This window comes from Geodermatophilus tzadiensis, from assembly GCF_003002915.1.
GTDB lineage: Bacteria > Actinomycetota > Actinomycetes > Mycobacteriales > Geodermatophilaceae > Geodermatophilus > Geodermatophilus tzadiensis.
Window position 1 is genome coordinate 89,787 of sequence record NZ_PVTG01000014.1, and the last position, 12,398, is coordinate 102,184.

General features: G+C 75.4%; 16 protein-coding genes. 10 read left to right on the top strand and 6 right to left on the bottom strand.

Going from position 1 to position 12,398, the window contains the following annotated elements; translation table 11 throughout:
• Window positions 1-6 precede the first annotated feature (6 nt).
• Entirely contained in the window at window positions 7-351 is a 345-nt protein-coding gene (locus LY71_RS17290) for a DUF8129 domain-containing protein (protein ID WP_106279898.1), read from the bottom strand.
• 134 nt (window positions 352-485) lie between these two features.
• On the opposite strand from LY71_RS17290, the gene LY71_RS17295 reads away from it, so the two are divergent.
• From LY71_RS17295 to LY71_RS17315, 5 genes are read left to right on the top strand one after another with little or no spacing between them, the layout of a single operon-like run.
• On the top strand, window positions 486-1,619 hold the full coding sequence (locus LY71_RS17295) for a baeRF2 domain-containing protein (RefSeq protein WP_106279900.1): 1,134 nt from the start codon (window positions 486-488) through the stop codon (window positions 1,617-1,619).
• A 14-nt stretch (window positions 1,620-1,633) separates the two neighbouring features.
• The gene (locus LY71_RS17300; RefSeq protein WP_106279902.1) at window positions 1,634-1,891 is read left to right on the top strand and encodes a DUF2795 domain-containing protein; all 258 of its coding nucleotides are present in this window, start codon (window positions 1,634-1,636) and stop codon (window positions 1,889-1,891) included.
• 19 nt (window positions 1,892-1,910) lie between these two features.
• Window positions 1,911-2,132, top strand: a complete 222-nt coding sequence (locus LY71_RS17305) for a hypothetical protein (RefSeq protein WP_245887996.1) — start codon at window positions 1,911-1,913, stop codon at window positions 2,130-2,132.
• Window positions 2,133-2,155: 23 nt separating this feature from the next.
• Window positions 2,156-2,536, top strand: a complete 381-nt coding sequence (locus tag LY71_RS17310) for an acyl-CoA thioesterase (protein ID WP_245887982.1) — start codon at window positions 2,156-2,158, stop codon at window positions 2,534-2,536.
• Window positions 2,537-2,565: 29 nt separating this feature from the next.
• Window positions 2,566-2,991 (top strand): ChaB family protein, encoded by a 426-nt coding sequence (locus LY71_RS17315; RefSeq protein WP_106279908.1) that lies wholly within the window; start codon window positions 2,566-2,568, stop codon window positions 2,989-2,991.
• Here LY71_RS17315 and LY71_RS17320 read toward each other — a convergent pair.
• Together LY71_RS17320 and LY71_RS17325 are read right to left on the bottom strand one after the other, a co-directional pair.
• Window positions 2,988-4,313, bottom strand: a complete 1,326-nt coding sequence (locus LY71_RS17320) for a M24 family metallopeptidase (protein ID WP_106279911.1) — start codon at window positions 4,311-4,313, stop codon at window positions 2,988-2,990. The two genes, LY71_RS17315 and LY71_RS17320, sit on opposite strands and share 4 nt — an antisense overlap.
• 44 nt (window positions 4,314-4,357) lie before the next feature.
• Window positions 4,358-5,464: a GGDEF domain-containing protein gene (locus LY71_RS17325; protein WP_106279913.1), complete on the bottom strand. Its 1,107-nt coding sequence runs from the start codon at window positions 5,462-5,464 to the stop codon at window positions 4,358-4,360.
• 169 nt (window positions 5,465-5,633) lie between these two features.
• On the opposite strand from LY71_RS17325, the gene LY71_RS17330 reads away from it, so the two are divergent.
• The 5 genes from LY71_RS17330 to LY71_RS17350 all read left to right on the top strand — a co-directional run bounded on the left by LY71_RS17330 (window position 5,634) and on the right by LY71_RS17350 (window position 8,613).
• Complete coding sequence (locus LY71_RS17330; RefSeq protein WP_106279915.1) at window positions 5,634-6,104, top strand: cupin domain-containing protein; 471 nt, start codon at window positions 5,634-5,636, stop codon at window positions 6,102-6,104.
• Between the two features lie 55 nt (window positions 6,105-6,159).
• Window positions 6,160-6,345 (top strand): hypothetical protein, encoded by a 186-nt coding sequence (locus LY71_RS17335; protein ID WP_106279917.1) that lies wholly within the window; start codon window positions 6,160-6,162, stop codon window positions 6,343-6,345.
• A gap of 3 nt (window positions 6,346-6,348) precedes the next feature.
• Window positions 6,349-7,050, top strand: a complete 702-nt coding sequence (gene npdG, locus LY71_RS17340) for an NADPH-dependent F420 reductase (protein WP_106279919.1) — start codon at window positions 6,349-6,351, stop codon at window positions 7,048-7,050.
• 174 nt (window positions 7,051-7,224) lie between these two features.
• Entirely contained in the window at window positions 7,225-8,154 is a 930-nt protein-coding gene (locus tag LY71_RS17345; RefSeq protein WP_106279921.1) for a type IV toxin-antitoxin system AbiEi family antitoxin domain-containing protein, read from the top strand.
• 99 nt (window positions 8,155-8,253) lie between these two features.
• Window positions 8,254-8,613, top strand: coding sequence for a DUF2784 domain-containing protein (locus tag LY71_RS17350; RefSeq protein ID WP_106279923.1), 360 nt, complete (start codon window positions 8,254-8,256; stop codon window positions 8,611-8,613).
• 86 nt (window positions 8,614-8,699) lie between these two features.
• Here the strand turns inward: LY71_RS17350 and panB are convergent, their stop codons facing one another.
• The 3 genes from panB to LY71_RS17365 all read right to left on the bottom strand — a co-directional run bounded on the left by panB (window position 8,700) and on the right by LY71_RS17365 (window position 12,310).
• A complete protein-coding gene (panB, locus tag LY71_RS17355) occupies window positions 8,700-9,530 on the bottom strand; it encodes a 3-methyl-2-oxobutanoate hydroxymethyltransferase (RefSeq protein WP_106279925.1) in 831 nt (276 codons plus the stop codon).
• Entirely contained in the window at window positions 9,527-11,362 is a 1,836-nt protein-coding gene (locus tag LY71_RS17360) for an NAD+ synthase (RefSeq protein WP_245887985.1), read from the bottom strand. Before LY71_RS17360 ends, panB begins: the two co-directional genes overlap by 4 nt.
• Before the next feature lie 129 nt (window positions 11,363-11,491).
• Window positions 11,492-12,310: a slipin family protein gene (locus LY71_RS17365; protein ID WP_106279929.1), complete on the bottom strand. Its 819-nt coding sequence runs from the start codon at window positions 12,308-12,310 to the stop codon at window positions 11,492-11,494.
• Window positions 12,311-12,398 lie beyond the last annotated feature (88 nt).

A 12,398-nucleotide genomic window follows, 5' to 3' on the forward strand; every position in this document is an offset into this window, starting at 1 on the left:
CGGGGGTCAGCCGGTCGAGCGCGGCTGCGCGGGGTTGGTCGGGTCGCCCTGCGACGGCGGGTTCATCGCCGGGCCGGTGGTCGCCTCCGAGACCTTGGACCCACCGGCGGCGGGCACCGGGTCGTCGGCGGCCGCGGCCGCCGGGTCGCCGCCGGAGGGCTGGGCGCCCTCGTGCAGCGACCGCAGCCGGTTCTCCATGGCCATGACGACCTGGAGCCGGTCGGCGTGGGCGCGCTCGTAGTCCAGGAGCGTCTGCAGGCCGGTGGCGTCCAGCGTGCGGATGCGCGAGATCAGTCCCTCCACCGGCAGGTGGTCGTAGTCGGGCAACGGCAGCTGGTCGTGCTCGGTCATGCCGACCGCCTACCCCTGCCCCCGCGGTCCGACACGGTGTGTGGCGTCCGGGTCGGTGGGTAGGCGGCGAGCAGAGCGCGCCCCGCCGCGGGCGCCGTCCCCGACAGCACGACGAGGAAGTTGGTCCCCACCGCATGGACGTGTCCTTCCTGGCACCGGTCTTCGAGGCCCCAGGTCCCTACGCCACCGTGACGGCCGACGTCACGCACACCACCGAGAACGCCGACACCGAGCTCGAGCTCCGGGTCCGCGCGGTCGCGGAGAAGCTCAGCGAGCAGGGCGCGCCGGAGGCCGTCGTCGAGGCGGTGCGCGGCCGGTTGCTCGAGGGCAACGACGGCGGCGAGGCCGGGACCATCAGGGGCCGGGCGGTCGTCGTCGCCTCCGACGGCAGCGTGGTGTTCGACTCCCAGTTGGCCGACGTGCCCCGCCAGGAGCTCGCCGAGTGGTCGCCGCAGCCGAACCTGCTGCCGGTGCTGCGCGCGCTGCCGGGCCGGGTCTCGCACGTCGTCGTCCTCACCGACCGCACCGGCGCCGACCTCACCGTGGCGACCCTCCCGGGGCACGCCGACGAGGAGGAGACGGTCAAGGGCGACACCTTCCAGATCCGCAAGTTCCAGGGCGGCGGCTGGGCGCACCACCGCTACCAGCACAACGCCGAGAACAAGTGGGTGCACAACGCCGACGACGTCGCCGAGCACATCGCCTCGGTGGTCCGGCGGCTGCACCCCCGGTTCGTGCTGCTGGCCGGCGACATGCGCGCCCGCCAGATCCTCACCGACCGCGCCAGCGGGCTGTGGTCGGACCTCATCGTGTCGATGGACGAGGGCGGCCGGGCCGCCGGTGCCGACCGCGAGCCGGTCGAGCGCAAGGCCGCCGAGCTCGTCGCCGAGCACGAGGCGCGCGACGAGGCCGACATCGTGGAGAAGATCAGCTCCGCCGGGGCGCACGGGCTGGCCGTGACCGGCACCGCGAACGTCGTCGAGGCGCTGCGCAAGGCCCAGGTGGAGACGCTGGTCCTCGCCGACCCGGCCGACGACGAGCAGCTCCTCGTGGGTGCCTCCCCGCTGGAGCTCGGCGTCGACCAGGCCGACATGGACGCCCTCGGCGTGCAGGAGGCGCACTCGGTCCCCGCCGAGAACGCGCTGCTGGCCGCCGCCGTGGCGAGCACCGCGGGCGTCGTCGTCGTGCCCCGGGCGGCCATGCCGGGCGACATCCCGGTCGCGGCGATCCTGCGCTACACCGACGACTCCACCCCCACCCCTCAGTGACGGAGGCAGCAGCCATGACCGACCCCCACCAGGAGGGCACCCCGGCCGGGACCAGCCCCGCCGACGTCGACCGCCGCTCCGCGATCGCGGAGGTGCTCGGCAAGGAGGTCTGGCCGGCCGACCGGGACACGCTGGTGTCCCGCGCCCAGGAGAACAACGCCACCGACCGCGTGCTGTCCGACCTGCGCCGGCTGCCCGAGGGCCGACAGTTCGACAACGTGCAGGACGTCGCCCGGGCCCTGGGTCTGGGCACCGAGCAGCAGCGCTTCTGAGGGGGTCGGCGTGGTCACCATGAAGGAGCCCAGCCCCGAGGCGCTGGCGAACGTCACCGAGCACAACGTCGAGACCCGGGCCGACCTGCTGCCCGAGGAGTCGGCCATGAAGGGCAGCGGCATGGAGGAGGTCGCCGCCGAGGTGATCCTCGCCGAGTCGGAGGAGCGCACGGTCCACGCCGACGCCGACGACGCCCAGGGCGCCCACCGGCAGTCGGCGGAGACGGCGGACCTGCCCTGAGCGCGGGTCCTGCCGCGGGTGCGGTGCACGAGCACCCGGTGCAGCTGCGCTGGGGCGACAGCGACGTCTTCGGGCACGTCAACCACGCGCGGGTGCTCGGGCTGCTCGAGGACGCCCGGCTGGCCATGGCCGGACCGGGCCCCGGCGCGGGCATCATCCTGGCCCGGCTGGAGATCGACTACCTGCGGCAGGTCCACTACCGGGTCTCGGAGCACCTGACGGTGAGCAGCACCATCACCCGGCTGGGCCGCAGCTCGATCGGCATGCGCCAGGAGCTCACCCAGGACGGCGAGGTGGCGCTGCGCGCGGAGATGGTGCTGGTCAACTTCGACTACGCCGCCGACGCCACCAGCCCGCTCACCGACGTCCAGCGCGCGCACTGGACCCAGTGGCTGGTGGCCTGAGGACAGGCGGGGCTGGGTAGGCCCCGCGCATGCCCAAGACGACGAGGAGCGGGGACGCGAAGGCCGACGAGATCCCCAGCACGCTGCAGCGCTCCGACGAGAAGGCGCAGCGCACGTTCGCCAAGACGCACGACTCGGCCGTCGAGAGCTACGACGGCGACGAGCAGCGCGCCAACCGCGTGGCGTGGGCCGCGGTCAAGCACACCCACGAGAAGGTCGGCGACCACTGGGAGCCGAAGGACCACAAGGGGCCGTCGGACGCCCAGGCCGCGGGCGGCGCCGACACCGACCGGGAGACCAAGGGCGGTGTCGACGCCAACGCCAGCAAGGCCCACCTGATGGACCTGGCCAAGCGGCTCGACGTCCCCGGCCGCTCGACGATGACCAAGGACGAGCTCGTCGACGCGGTGAGGAAGGCCAGTGACCGGGAGACCCGCAGGGCGCGGGAGTCCTAGACCGCGCGGGAGTCCGAGACCGGCAGCGTCCAGAGCTCGCGCTGCGGGCGGCCGAGCCAGCGGGTCCCGCGCCCGGTGAGCGCGACCGCCTCCTCGAGCGCGAGGCGCACGCACTGCCCGTCCCACTCGGGGACCGGCACCCGCACGGCGAGCTCGAGGGCGTAGACGGTGTCGGGGTGCAGCACCCGGTCGCCGTCGCCAGGAACGCCGTGCTGGTCGTCCCACCGGCCGATCGCCGGCCCGGCGCCGTGCCCGTGGACGCCGACCGGGTGCGAGTAGACCGCGGCCTCCAGGCCCTCGGCGGAGGCCGCGGCACGCGCGGCGGCGAGCACCTCGTTGCCGGTGCGCCCGGCGCGCAGCGCGGCCGCGGTCAGCGCCTGCACCCGGGTGCCGGCCGCCCACGCGCGGGACAGCCCCGGCGGCGGCGCGGACTCACCCGGCCGCAGCAGGTAGACGGTCCGCTGCAGGTCGGTGGCCAGGCCGAGGCTGACCAGCCCGGCGTCGCAGGTCACCAGGTCGCCGGGCAGCACGGGGGCGTCCTGCGGCACGGCGGGCAGCTCGACCCCGTGCCGGCCCCGCAGCGGCACCGCGGCGCGCTGGACGGTGACCCCGGGGTGGAACCAGGGCGGGACGCCGAGGTCGGCCAGCCGCTGGTGGACCCACCAGGCGAGGTCGGCGGCGGTCGTCGTCCCGGGGGTGAGCGCGGCGGGGGACAGCGCCTCGGCCAGGACGCGGTCGGTGAGGCCGTTGAGCGCGTCGAGGGCGGCGACCTCCTCGGGCAGCCGGGTCTCCAGCCAGCCCACGACGAGGTCCTCGGCCGGCACCAGCCGCCGCGCGTGGGGGCCCAGCGCCTCGGTCAGCAGGCCGTGGTCGGTCACCGACAGCCCGTCGGCCAGGGCGCAGCGGGCGGAGACGTCGATGCCGATGCGGCGCGGGGCGGCCTGCTCGACGATCCGCCGCACCGCCGCCCACTGCGCCTGCTCGTCGCCGTGGTCGCCGTCGTCCTCGCCGGTCCAGCCGGGCAGGAACTGGCCCACCGGGTAGCGGGAGACGGCCACCGGCGTCACGCCGTCGTCGCTGCGGTGCAGCACCAGCACCACCCGGCGCCGGGCCGACAGCCAGGTCGCCGGCAGCAGCGTGGCCAGCACCGGGTCCTCGTTGTTCTCCCGGCCGACCACCAGCCACAGGTCGATGCCGGCCCGGTCCATGAGCACCGGCAGCAGGTCCAGCAGCCGCTGGGTCAGCCACCGGTCCCGGACGTCGGCCTGCTGCCGCAGCGGCAGCGGCACCGTCCGCGTCGGGTCCGGGACCACCAGGGTCATGCAGACAGGGAAGCAGAGAACCGCCGTCCTCACCCCTCGGGAACTCAGCTCCCGTCGGTGCGGGCGGCCCCGGGGACGGGCGGCGGGTCGACCCGCTCACGGGCCGGGGCGGACCGCGGCCGCGGCACCCGGGAGGTGGCCACCCGGTCGCGGCCGGCCTGCTTGGCCTCGTACATGGCGGCGTCGGCGCGGTCGACCAGCCGCCACAGCGCCTCGGGAACGTCCTCGCCGTCGACCGGGTTGGTCAGCGCGACCCCGATCGAGGCGGTGACGGGGTGGCCGTGGGCGCTGCGGCTGCCGGCCACCGCCGAGCGCAGCCGCTCGGCCAGCCGGGCGGCCTCCGACGGGTCGGCGACGAGACCGAGGACGACGAGCTCCTCGCCGCCGAGGCGGGCCAGCAGGTCGGTGGGGCGGACGCTGTCGGACAGCGCGGCGGCCACACCCCGCAGGACGGCGTCGCCGGCGGCGTGCCCGTGGACGTCGTTGACCTGCTTGAAGTGGTCGAGGTCGAGCACCATCGCGGCCACCCGAAGCCCCTCCCGGCGGGCCGCCCGCCAGGTGCGCGGCGCCTGGTCGACCAGGTGCCGGCGGTTGGCCAGCCCGGTGAGCGGGTCGCGCTGGGACAGCGCCTCGGTGGCCGCCAGCAGCCGCTGCACCCGCCGGCGCAGCAGGTACACGGTGACCGAGACCAGGACGAGCATCCCGCCGTCCACACCCACCTGGACGGCGAGGCCGACCGGGCTCGGGTCGCTGCCGGCCATCGCGGCCAGGCAGGCCGGCGGGGTCAGCGCCATGACCACGCCCAGCATCCAGCGGTCGAGGAACCAGGCCGCGGCGGAGCAGGAGAACAGCAGCACCATCGGCGTCGCGTGGCGCACCGGGTCGTCGATGCACTGCGCGACGACGACGTAGACGAGGTGGCCGAGCAGCACCAGCCCGAAGGTCGACCAGCGGCCCACGCGGCGGCGCACCACCAGGGGCACCGCCGACACCAGCAGCCCTCCCATCGTCGCGGTGTAGGCCCAGCCGGAGACGCCGTCGCGGACCGTTCCCTCGAGGACCGCGTTGACCAGTCCCGTGGCGCCGCCCACCACGAGCAGGGCGGCGATCACGAACGCGGCGAGGCGGTGCCCGGCACTGCCGGGTCCCATGGCCTCCTCCGGGAGATCCGGTCCGTCGGTACCGAGGGGCCACGCACGCACGGGGTGGAGGATGCCGTACGCCGAGGTCGATCCGGCGTTTCCCACGCCAGGTGTCCCTGGGTCGGGGACGCGCCCGTTCCGCTCGCCGCGACGCCGACGGCCCTGGCAGGCTGCCGGCATGTCGCACCCCCCGCCCGGTCTCGTGCAGGTGCGGACGCTGGCCGACCACCCGCTGGCCGGGTCCGGGGCCGCCGCGCTGCGCATGGTGGCGACCGGCGCGCTGACCTCCGGCCGGTTCGGGCTGGTGGAGTACCGGCTCGCGCCGCACTCGCCCGGCGCCGCCCCGCACTACCACCAGACGTTCTCCGAGTCGTTCTACGTGCTCTCCGGCGAGCTGACCCTCTACGCCGACCGGCGCTGGCAGCCCTGCCGGCCCGGCGACTTCGCGCTGGCCTCCGAGGGCGGGGTGCACGGCTTCCGCAACGACTCCGACGAGCCGGTGTCCTTCCTCATCCTGTTCACCCCGGGCATCGCCCGCGAGGAGTTCTTCGCCGAGACCGCGGAGCTGCGCCGCAGCGGCCGCACCCTCTCCCCGGAGGAGCGGACGGCGTTCTACGCCCGTCACGACCAGGTGGTGGTCGAGGAGTGAGCCCCGCCGCCGCGGGGCACGGCCCTCGGAGAGGACGACGTCGAGGAGGGGCGCCATGGCGCAGGGACCGTGGTTCTACTGCCTGAAGCACCACACCGTCGAGGACCGGGACGGCTGCGCCGAGCGGCACCGCCTGGGGCCCTACGACACGCGTGAGCAGGCCGAGCACGCGCTGCAGGGGGTGGCCGAGCGCAACGAGCGGCTCGACGCGGAGGACCGCGCGTGGCGTGAGGGCGACTGACCGGTGAGCAGCGGGGGCACCGGCCGCCCGGTGGAGGATCTCGTCGTCGGGGTGCTCGGCGGCACCGGACCCCAGGGCAGGGGGCTGGCCGTGCGGCTGGCCTCGGTCGGGCAGCGGGTGCTGCTGGGCTCCCGGGACGCCGACCGGGCGCGGGAGGTGGCCGCGTCGGTGGCCGGGCGCGCCACCGCGGCGGGCGGCGCGGAGGCCTCGGTGCAGGGCGGGGCCAACCCCGACGTCGCCGGCGCCGCCGACCTGGTCGTCGTGGCGGTGCCCTTCGACGGGCACGCCGCGACGCTGGCCGGGCTGGCCGGGCCGCTGGCGGGCAAGGTCGTCGTCGACTGCGTGGTGCCGATGGGCTTCGACGACCTGGGCGCCCACGTCGTCGACGTCCCCGAGGGGTCGGTGGCCCAGCAGGCCGCCGCGCTGCTGCCCGACTCGGCCGTCGTCGGCGCGTTCCACCACGTGTCGGCGGTGCTGCTCGAGGACCTGTCCCGCCCGACCCTGGACGGCGACGTGCTCGTGGTCGGCGACGACCGCGCGGCCACCGACACCGTGCAGGCGCTGGCCGGGCGGCTCCCGGGCATGCGCGGCGTCTACGCGGGGCGGCTGCGCAACGCCCGGCAGGTCGAGGCGCTGACGGTCAACCTGGTCTCGGTCAACCGCCGGTACAGGGCGCACGCCGGCATCCGCGTGACCGACGTCTGACCGCACCGCGCGTACCTCCCGGGCACTTCCGGGCCCGTTCCGCGTCGGGCGGGTCCGATCGGACCGGTAGGGCGCGGAACGGGCCGAGGAGGTGCGCCGTCCACAGTCCGCTCCCTATCCACGGCCCGGATCGGGAGCCCGCCGGGGCGTGCCGGCCGCCCGAGGCTCGGCGTCGTGGAACCCCTGCTGCCACCCGAGCTCGTCCTGCGTCGGGACGCCCTGCCCGGCGGCTGGTCGGACGAGGAGCTGACCGCCCGCCTGCGCCGCGGCGAGCTGACCCGGTTGCGACCGGGCGCGTACCTGACCGACCCCTCGTCGCTCGACGCCGTCGCGCGGCACCGGCACCTGCTCGTCGCGACGGTCGCCGCACTCCGCCGGCCCGCCGTGGTGAGCCACCAGTCGGCTGCCGTGCTGTGGGGGCTGCCGCTGTGGGGAGTGTCCCTGGACCGTGTGCACGTCACGCGGCGGCCGCCGGCGTCGAGCGAGGTGAGCCGGTACCTGCGCTGCCACGCCGTCCGGTTGCGCGACGACGAGGTCTCCACCGTCGACGGCGTCGCGGTCACCACGCCGGCCCGGACGGTGCTGGACCTCGCGCTCACGCTGGCTGCCGAGCCGGCCGTCGTCGTGCTGGATGCGGCGGTGCGGCTGGGCCGCGTGCGGCGCGAGGACCTGCTGCACCGGCTCGACCGCGCGGGGCGCGTCCCGGGCAGCCGGCGCGCCGGGCGGGCCATCGCCTTCGCCGACGGCCGGAGCGAGAGTGTCGGCGAGAGCCGGAGCCGTGTGCTGCTGCAGCGCCTGGGCCTGCCGCCGTCGTCCCTGCAGCTCCCGGTCCGCGCCGCCGACGGGCTGCTCCTCGGCCGGGCCGACTTCGGGTGGGAGGAGGAACGCGTGCTCGGTGAGTTCGACGGGCGGGTGAAGTACGGGCGGCTGCTGCGTCCGGGGCAGGAGCCGGGCGACGTCGTCTTCGAGGAGAAGCGCCGGGAGGACGCCCTCCGCGACGAGGGATGGGGCGTCGTCCGCTGGACGTGGTCCGACCTCACCGTCGGGGTGCTCGGGCCCCGGGTGCGACGGGCGCTGGAGCGGGGGTGGCGTCGCAGCTCCTGAGGCCGGCTCTGCGGGCTGGTTCCGCGTGCTGCGGGTCCGATCGCACCCGCGGAGCCCGGAACCAGCCCGTGAGGTGGCCGAGCGGGCGAGGATGGGGACGTGCTGCTGGCAGGAGCGGTCGCGGTGCTGCACGGCGCCGTCGTGCTGTTCATGCTGACCGGCGCGCTGCTGGCGCTGCGCTGGCCCCGGCTGGTGCTGCTGCACGCACCGGTCGCGCTCGCCGTCCTCGCGGTCAACCTCGCCGGTGCGCCCTGCCCGCTGACCACGCTCGAGCTGGCACTGCGCGAGCGCGCCGGGCTGCCGCCCTACGACGGCGGCTTCCTCGGCCACGTGCTGTTCGGCCCGCTGGGGCTCGATGTCGCCGCGACGGTGACCCAGGTCGGCACCTACACCGTCGCCCTGGGCCTCAACGCCCTGGGCTACGGCCTGCTGCTGGCCCGGGGACGACCGCGGGCCTGACCGGCGCGAGTGGGCAGTTGCGGTCGCCGCCCACGGCGTGCCGTCGCGTGCCGGCGGCCGGAACTGCCCACTCGGCGCGCCGCCGGCTACTCGAAGGAGTGCTCGGGCCCGGGGAAGGCCCCGCTGCGCACCTCGTCGGCGTACTCGCGGGCCGCGCGCAGCAGCTCCCCGCGCAGGTCGGCGTACTTCTTCACGAACCTCGGCACCCGGCCGCCGTTGAGCCCGGCCATGTCCGGCCACACCAGCACCTGCGCGTCGCAGTCGGCGCCGGCCCCGATGCCGACCGTCGGGATGGCCAGCTCCTTCGTCACCTGGGCGGCCAGCTCGGCGGGCACCATCTCCAGCACGACGGCGAACGCGCCGGCCTCCTGCACCGCCCGCGCGTCGGTGAGCAGCTGCTCGGCGCCGGCGCCGCGGCCCTGCACCCGGAACCCGCCGAGGGAGTGCTCGCTCTGCGGCGTGAACCCGACGTGTCCCATGACCGGGACGCCGTTGTCGGCCAGCATCCTGATCTGCGGCGCCACCCGCGCCCCGCCCTCGAGCTTGACCGCCTGCGCGCCGCCCTCCTTCATCATCCGCACGGCGGTGGCGAACGCCTGCTCCGGCGAGGCCTCGTAGCTGCCGAAGGGCAGGTCGGCCACGATGAGCGCCCGCTTCGTCGAGCGGGTGACCGCCTTCGTCAGCAGCAGCAGGTCCTCGACGGTGACCGGCACGGTGGAGGAGTGGCCGAGGACGACGTTGCCCGCGGAGTCGCCCACGAGCAGCACCGGGATGCCGGCCTCCTCGAAGACGGCGGAGGCGTAGGTGTCGTACGCGGTGAGCATCGCCCACCGCTCGCCGCGCTCCTTGGCCTGCTGCAGGTGGTGGATGCGCACCCGCGCGCTCGACGTCCCGCCGTAGAGAACCGACTCGGTCACGCCTGGGCTCCTTCGCGGACGCTGGGCAGGCTCTCCCGCCAGCGGTTGGTGATGGGCAGCCGCCGGTCACGGCCGAACGCCTTGAGGCTGATCTTCGTGCCGGGTGCCGACTGCCGGCGCTTGAACTCCGCGACGTCGACCAGCCGCAGCACCCGCGCCACCACCTCGGGGTCGTGGCCGCGCTCGAGCAGCTGGGCCATGCCGAGGTCGCGGTCGACGTAGTCGGCGATCACCGCGTCCAGCTCCTCGTAGGAGGGCAGCGAGTCGCTGTCCTTCTGCCCGGGCGCGAGCTCGGCCGACGGCGGCTTGTCGATCGAGTTCTGCGGGATCGGCTCGGTCTCGCCACGCTCGCGGGCGTACGCGTTGCGCCACCGGGCCAGCTCCCACACCAGAGTCTTGGGCACGTCCTTGATCGGCGCGAACCCGCCGGCGGCGTCGCCGTAGAGCGTCGAGTACCCGACGGCGACCTCGCTCTTGTTGCTGGTGGCCAGCAGCAAGTGCCCGTGCTGGTTGGACAGCCCCATGAGCAGCGTGCCGCGCACCCGCGCCTGCAGGTTCTCCGCCGCCGTCCCGGTCAGCTCCACCGACGTCTCGTACGCGTCGACCATCGGTGCGATCGGCACGGTGGAGAAGTGCAGGCCCAGCCGGCGGGCGCTGTCCTCCGCGTCGGCGACGGAGTGCTCGCTCGACCACCGCGAGGGCAGCGCGACGCCGTGCACGCGGTCGGCACCGAGCGCGTCCACCGACAGCGCGGCCACCAGCGCGGAGTCGATGCCGCCGGAGAGGCCGAAGACGACCGACGGGAAGCCGTTCTTGTCGATGAAGTCCCTGAGGCCCAGGACCAGCGCCCGCCAGACCTCCTCGGGGTCGCTCAGCGGGTCGGCCACGTGCCCCGGCCGCGGCTCGAAGGTCGGCACGGGGTCCTCCGACAGGACGGTGCGGGTGACCGTCATCGGCCCGACCCGGCCCGCCCGCCGCTCGGGCACCCGGGCCGGGTCGAGGGCGAGGTCGACGCAGAGCAGGTGCTCGACGAACTGCGGCGCCCGGGCGAGCAGCTCGCCGTCGGCGGAGACGGCCAGCGAGTCGCCGTCGAAGACCAGCTCGTCCTGGCCGCCGACCTGGTTGCAGTAGACGATCGGCGCGTTGGCCTCGGCGGCGCGGCGGCGCACCAGCGGCAGCCGCAGGTCGTCCTTGGCCCGCTCGTAGGGCGAGGCGTTGGGGGAGACGACGAGGTCGACGCCCGCCTGCCCGGCCACCCCGCACGGCCCGCCCTCGACCCACAGGTCCTCGCAGATGGTCAGCGCAACGTCGGCGCCGTGCAGCCGCACCACCGGCAGGTCCGTGCCGGGCACGAAGTAGCGCGCCTCGTCGAAGACGCCGTAGTTGGGCAGGTGCCGCTTGGCGTAGCGGGCCACCACCTGCCCGCCGTGCAGCAGCGCGGCGGCGTTGCGGGGCTGGCCGCGGCGCGGGTTGGCGTCGCCGGGCCGCTCGTCGTCGGACCCGTCGGCGGCCGGCGGGGTGTCGACGGCGGCCGGCGCCGGGCCGTGGGTGTGCGCCAGGTACCCGACGACGACGGCGACCCCGCCGAGGCCCTCGCCGGCCAGCGTCCCGGCGAGCGCGGTGAGCGCCTCCTCGCTGGCCGCCGCGAACGACTCCCGCAGTACGAGGTCCTCGGGCGGGTACCCGGTGAGCGTCATCTCGGGGAACACCACGAGGTGGGCGCCGTCGTCGGCGGCCCGCCGCGCCCACTGGACCACCAGCGCGGCGTTGCCCGCCAGGTCGCCGACGCGGGTGTCGACCTGGGCCATCGCGACTCTCAGCTGCACCGTCACGGGACCATCCAACAACCGGCTGTCTGCAGCGGCCAGACCGGGCGGGCCGGGGTGGACCGCGCCCGCCGCCGGGGCGGCCGCCCCGCCGGAGCCGGGACCGGAGCGGTTCCTCCGGCCGGGCGCCTGAGCTCAGCGGCCGTCGACGGGCACCGGGCGCGGAGCCGGGACCGGCGCCGGCGCGGGCGCGGGTGCAGACGTCGCGCTCTCCAGGAAGCGGAGCAGCTCGACGGGGAAGGGCAGCACGACCGTCGAGTTCTTCTCGGCCGCCACCTCCACCATGGTCTGCAGCAGGCGCAGCTGCAGGGCGGCGGGCTGGGCGGCCATCACCTCGGCGGCCTGCGCCAGCTTCTGCGAGGCCTGCAGCTCGCCCTCGGCGGTGATCACCCGCGACCGGCGCTCCCGCTCGGCCTCCGCCTGCCGGGACATCGACCGCTTCATCGACTCGGGCAGCGCGACGTCCTTGATGTCGACCCGGTCGACGTGCACCCCCCAGTCGACGGCGGGGGAGTCGAGCATCAGCTCCAGGCCCTGGTTGAGCCGCTCCCGGTTGGAGAGCAGGTCGTCGAGGTCGCTCTTGCCGATGATCGACCGCAGCGACGCCTGCGCCACCTGCCCGATCGCCGCCTCGTAGTTCTGCACGTCGACGACGACGCGCACCGGGTCGTACACCCGGTAGTAGACGACCGCGTCGACCTTGACCGTCACGTTGTCCCGGGTGATGCCCTCCTGGGCCGGGACCGGCATGGTCACCACCTGCATGTTCACCTTGCGCAGGCGGTCCGCACCCGGGGCGATCAGTGCGAGTCCCGGCGGTCGCGGGTCCCCGTGCAGCCGCCCGAAGCGCAGCACCACGCCACGCTCGAACTGGGTGACGACCCGGACCGAGGCGCCCGCCAGGACGAGCAGGCCCGCGATCACGACCACCAGGACCACCAGGACCAGGTCCATGTCGTCCTCCGTCGGACGCACCGGTGAGGCGGTCCCCAGCGTAGGCCCGCGCCCGCCCGCAGGGCACTCTTCGGCCAACGCCCGCTGC

What these genes read in the sequence shown, in the direction of transcription:
- LY71_RS17320 (WP_106279911.1), bottom strand. Translation starts at nt 4,313, where the DNA reads ATGACCCTGGTGGTCCCGGACCCGACGCGGACGGTGCCGCTGCCGCTG.
- LY71_RS17365 (WP_106279929.1), bottom strand. Translation starts at nt 12,310, where the DNA reads ATGGACCTGGTCCTGGTGGTCCTGGTGGTCGTGATCGCGGGCCTGCTC.
- LY71_RS17305 (WP_245887996.1), top strand. Translation starts at nt 1,911, where the DNA reads ATGAAGGAGCCCAGCCCCGAGGCGCTGGCGAACGTCACCGAGCACAAC.
- LY71_RS17330 (WP_106279915.1), top strand. Translation starts at nt 5,634, where the DNA reads ATGTCGCACCCCCCGCCCGGTCTCGTGCAGGTGCGGACGCTGGCCGAC.
- LY71_RS17290 (WP_106279898.1), bottom strand. Translation starts at nt 351, where the DNA reads ATGACCGAGCACGACCAGCTGCCGTTGCCCGACTACGACCACCTGCCG.
- LY71_RS17300 (WP_106279902.1), top strand. Translation starts at nt 1,634, where the DNA reads ATGACCGACCCCCACCAGGAGGGCACCCCGGCCGGGACCAGCCCCGCC.
- LY71_RS17325 (WP_106279913.1), bottom strand. Translation starts at nt 5,464, where the DNA reads ATGGGACCCGGCAGTGCCGGGCACCGCCTCGCCGCGTTCGTGATCGCC.
- LY71_RS17335 (WP_106279917.1), top strand. Translation starts at nt 6,160, where the DNA reads ATGGCGCAGGGACCGTGGTTCTACTGCCTGAAGCACCACACCGTCGAG.
- LY71_RS17295 (WP_106279900.1), top strand. Translation starts at nt 486, where the DNA reads ATGGACGTGTCCTTCCTGGCACCGGTCTTCGAGGCCCCAGGTCCCTAC.
- LY71_RS17315 (WP_106279908.1), top strand. Translation starts at nt 2,566, where the DNA reads ATGCCCAAGACGACGAGGAGCGGGGACGCGAAGGCCGACGAGATCCCC.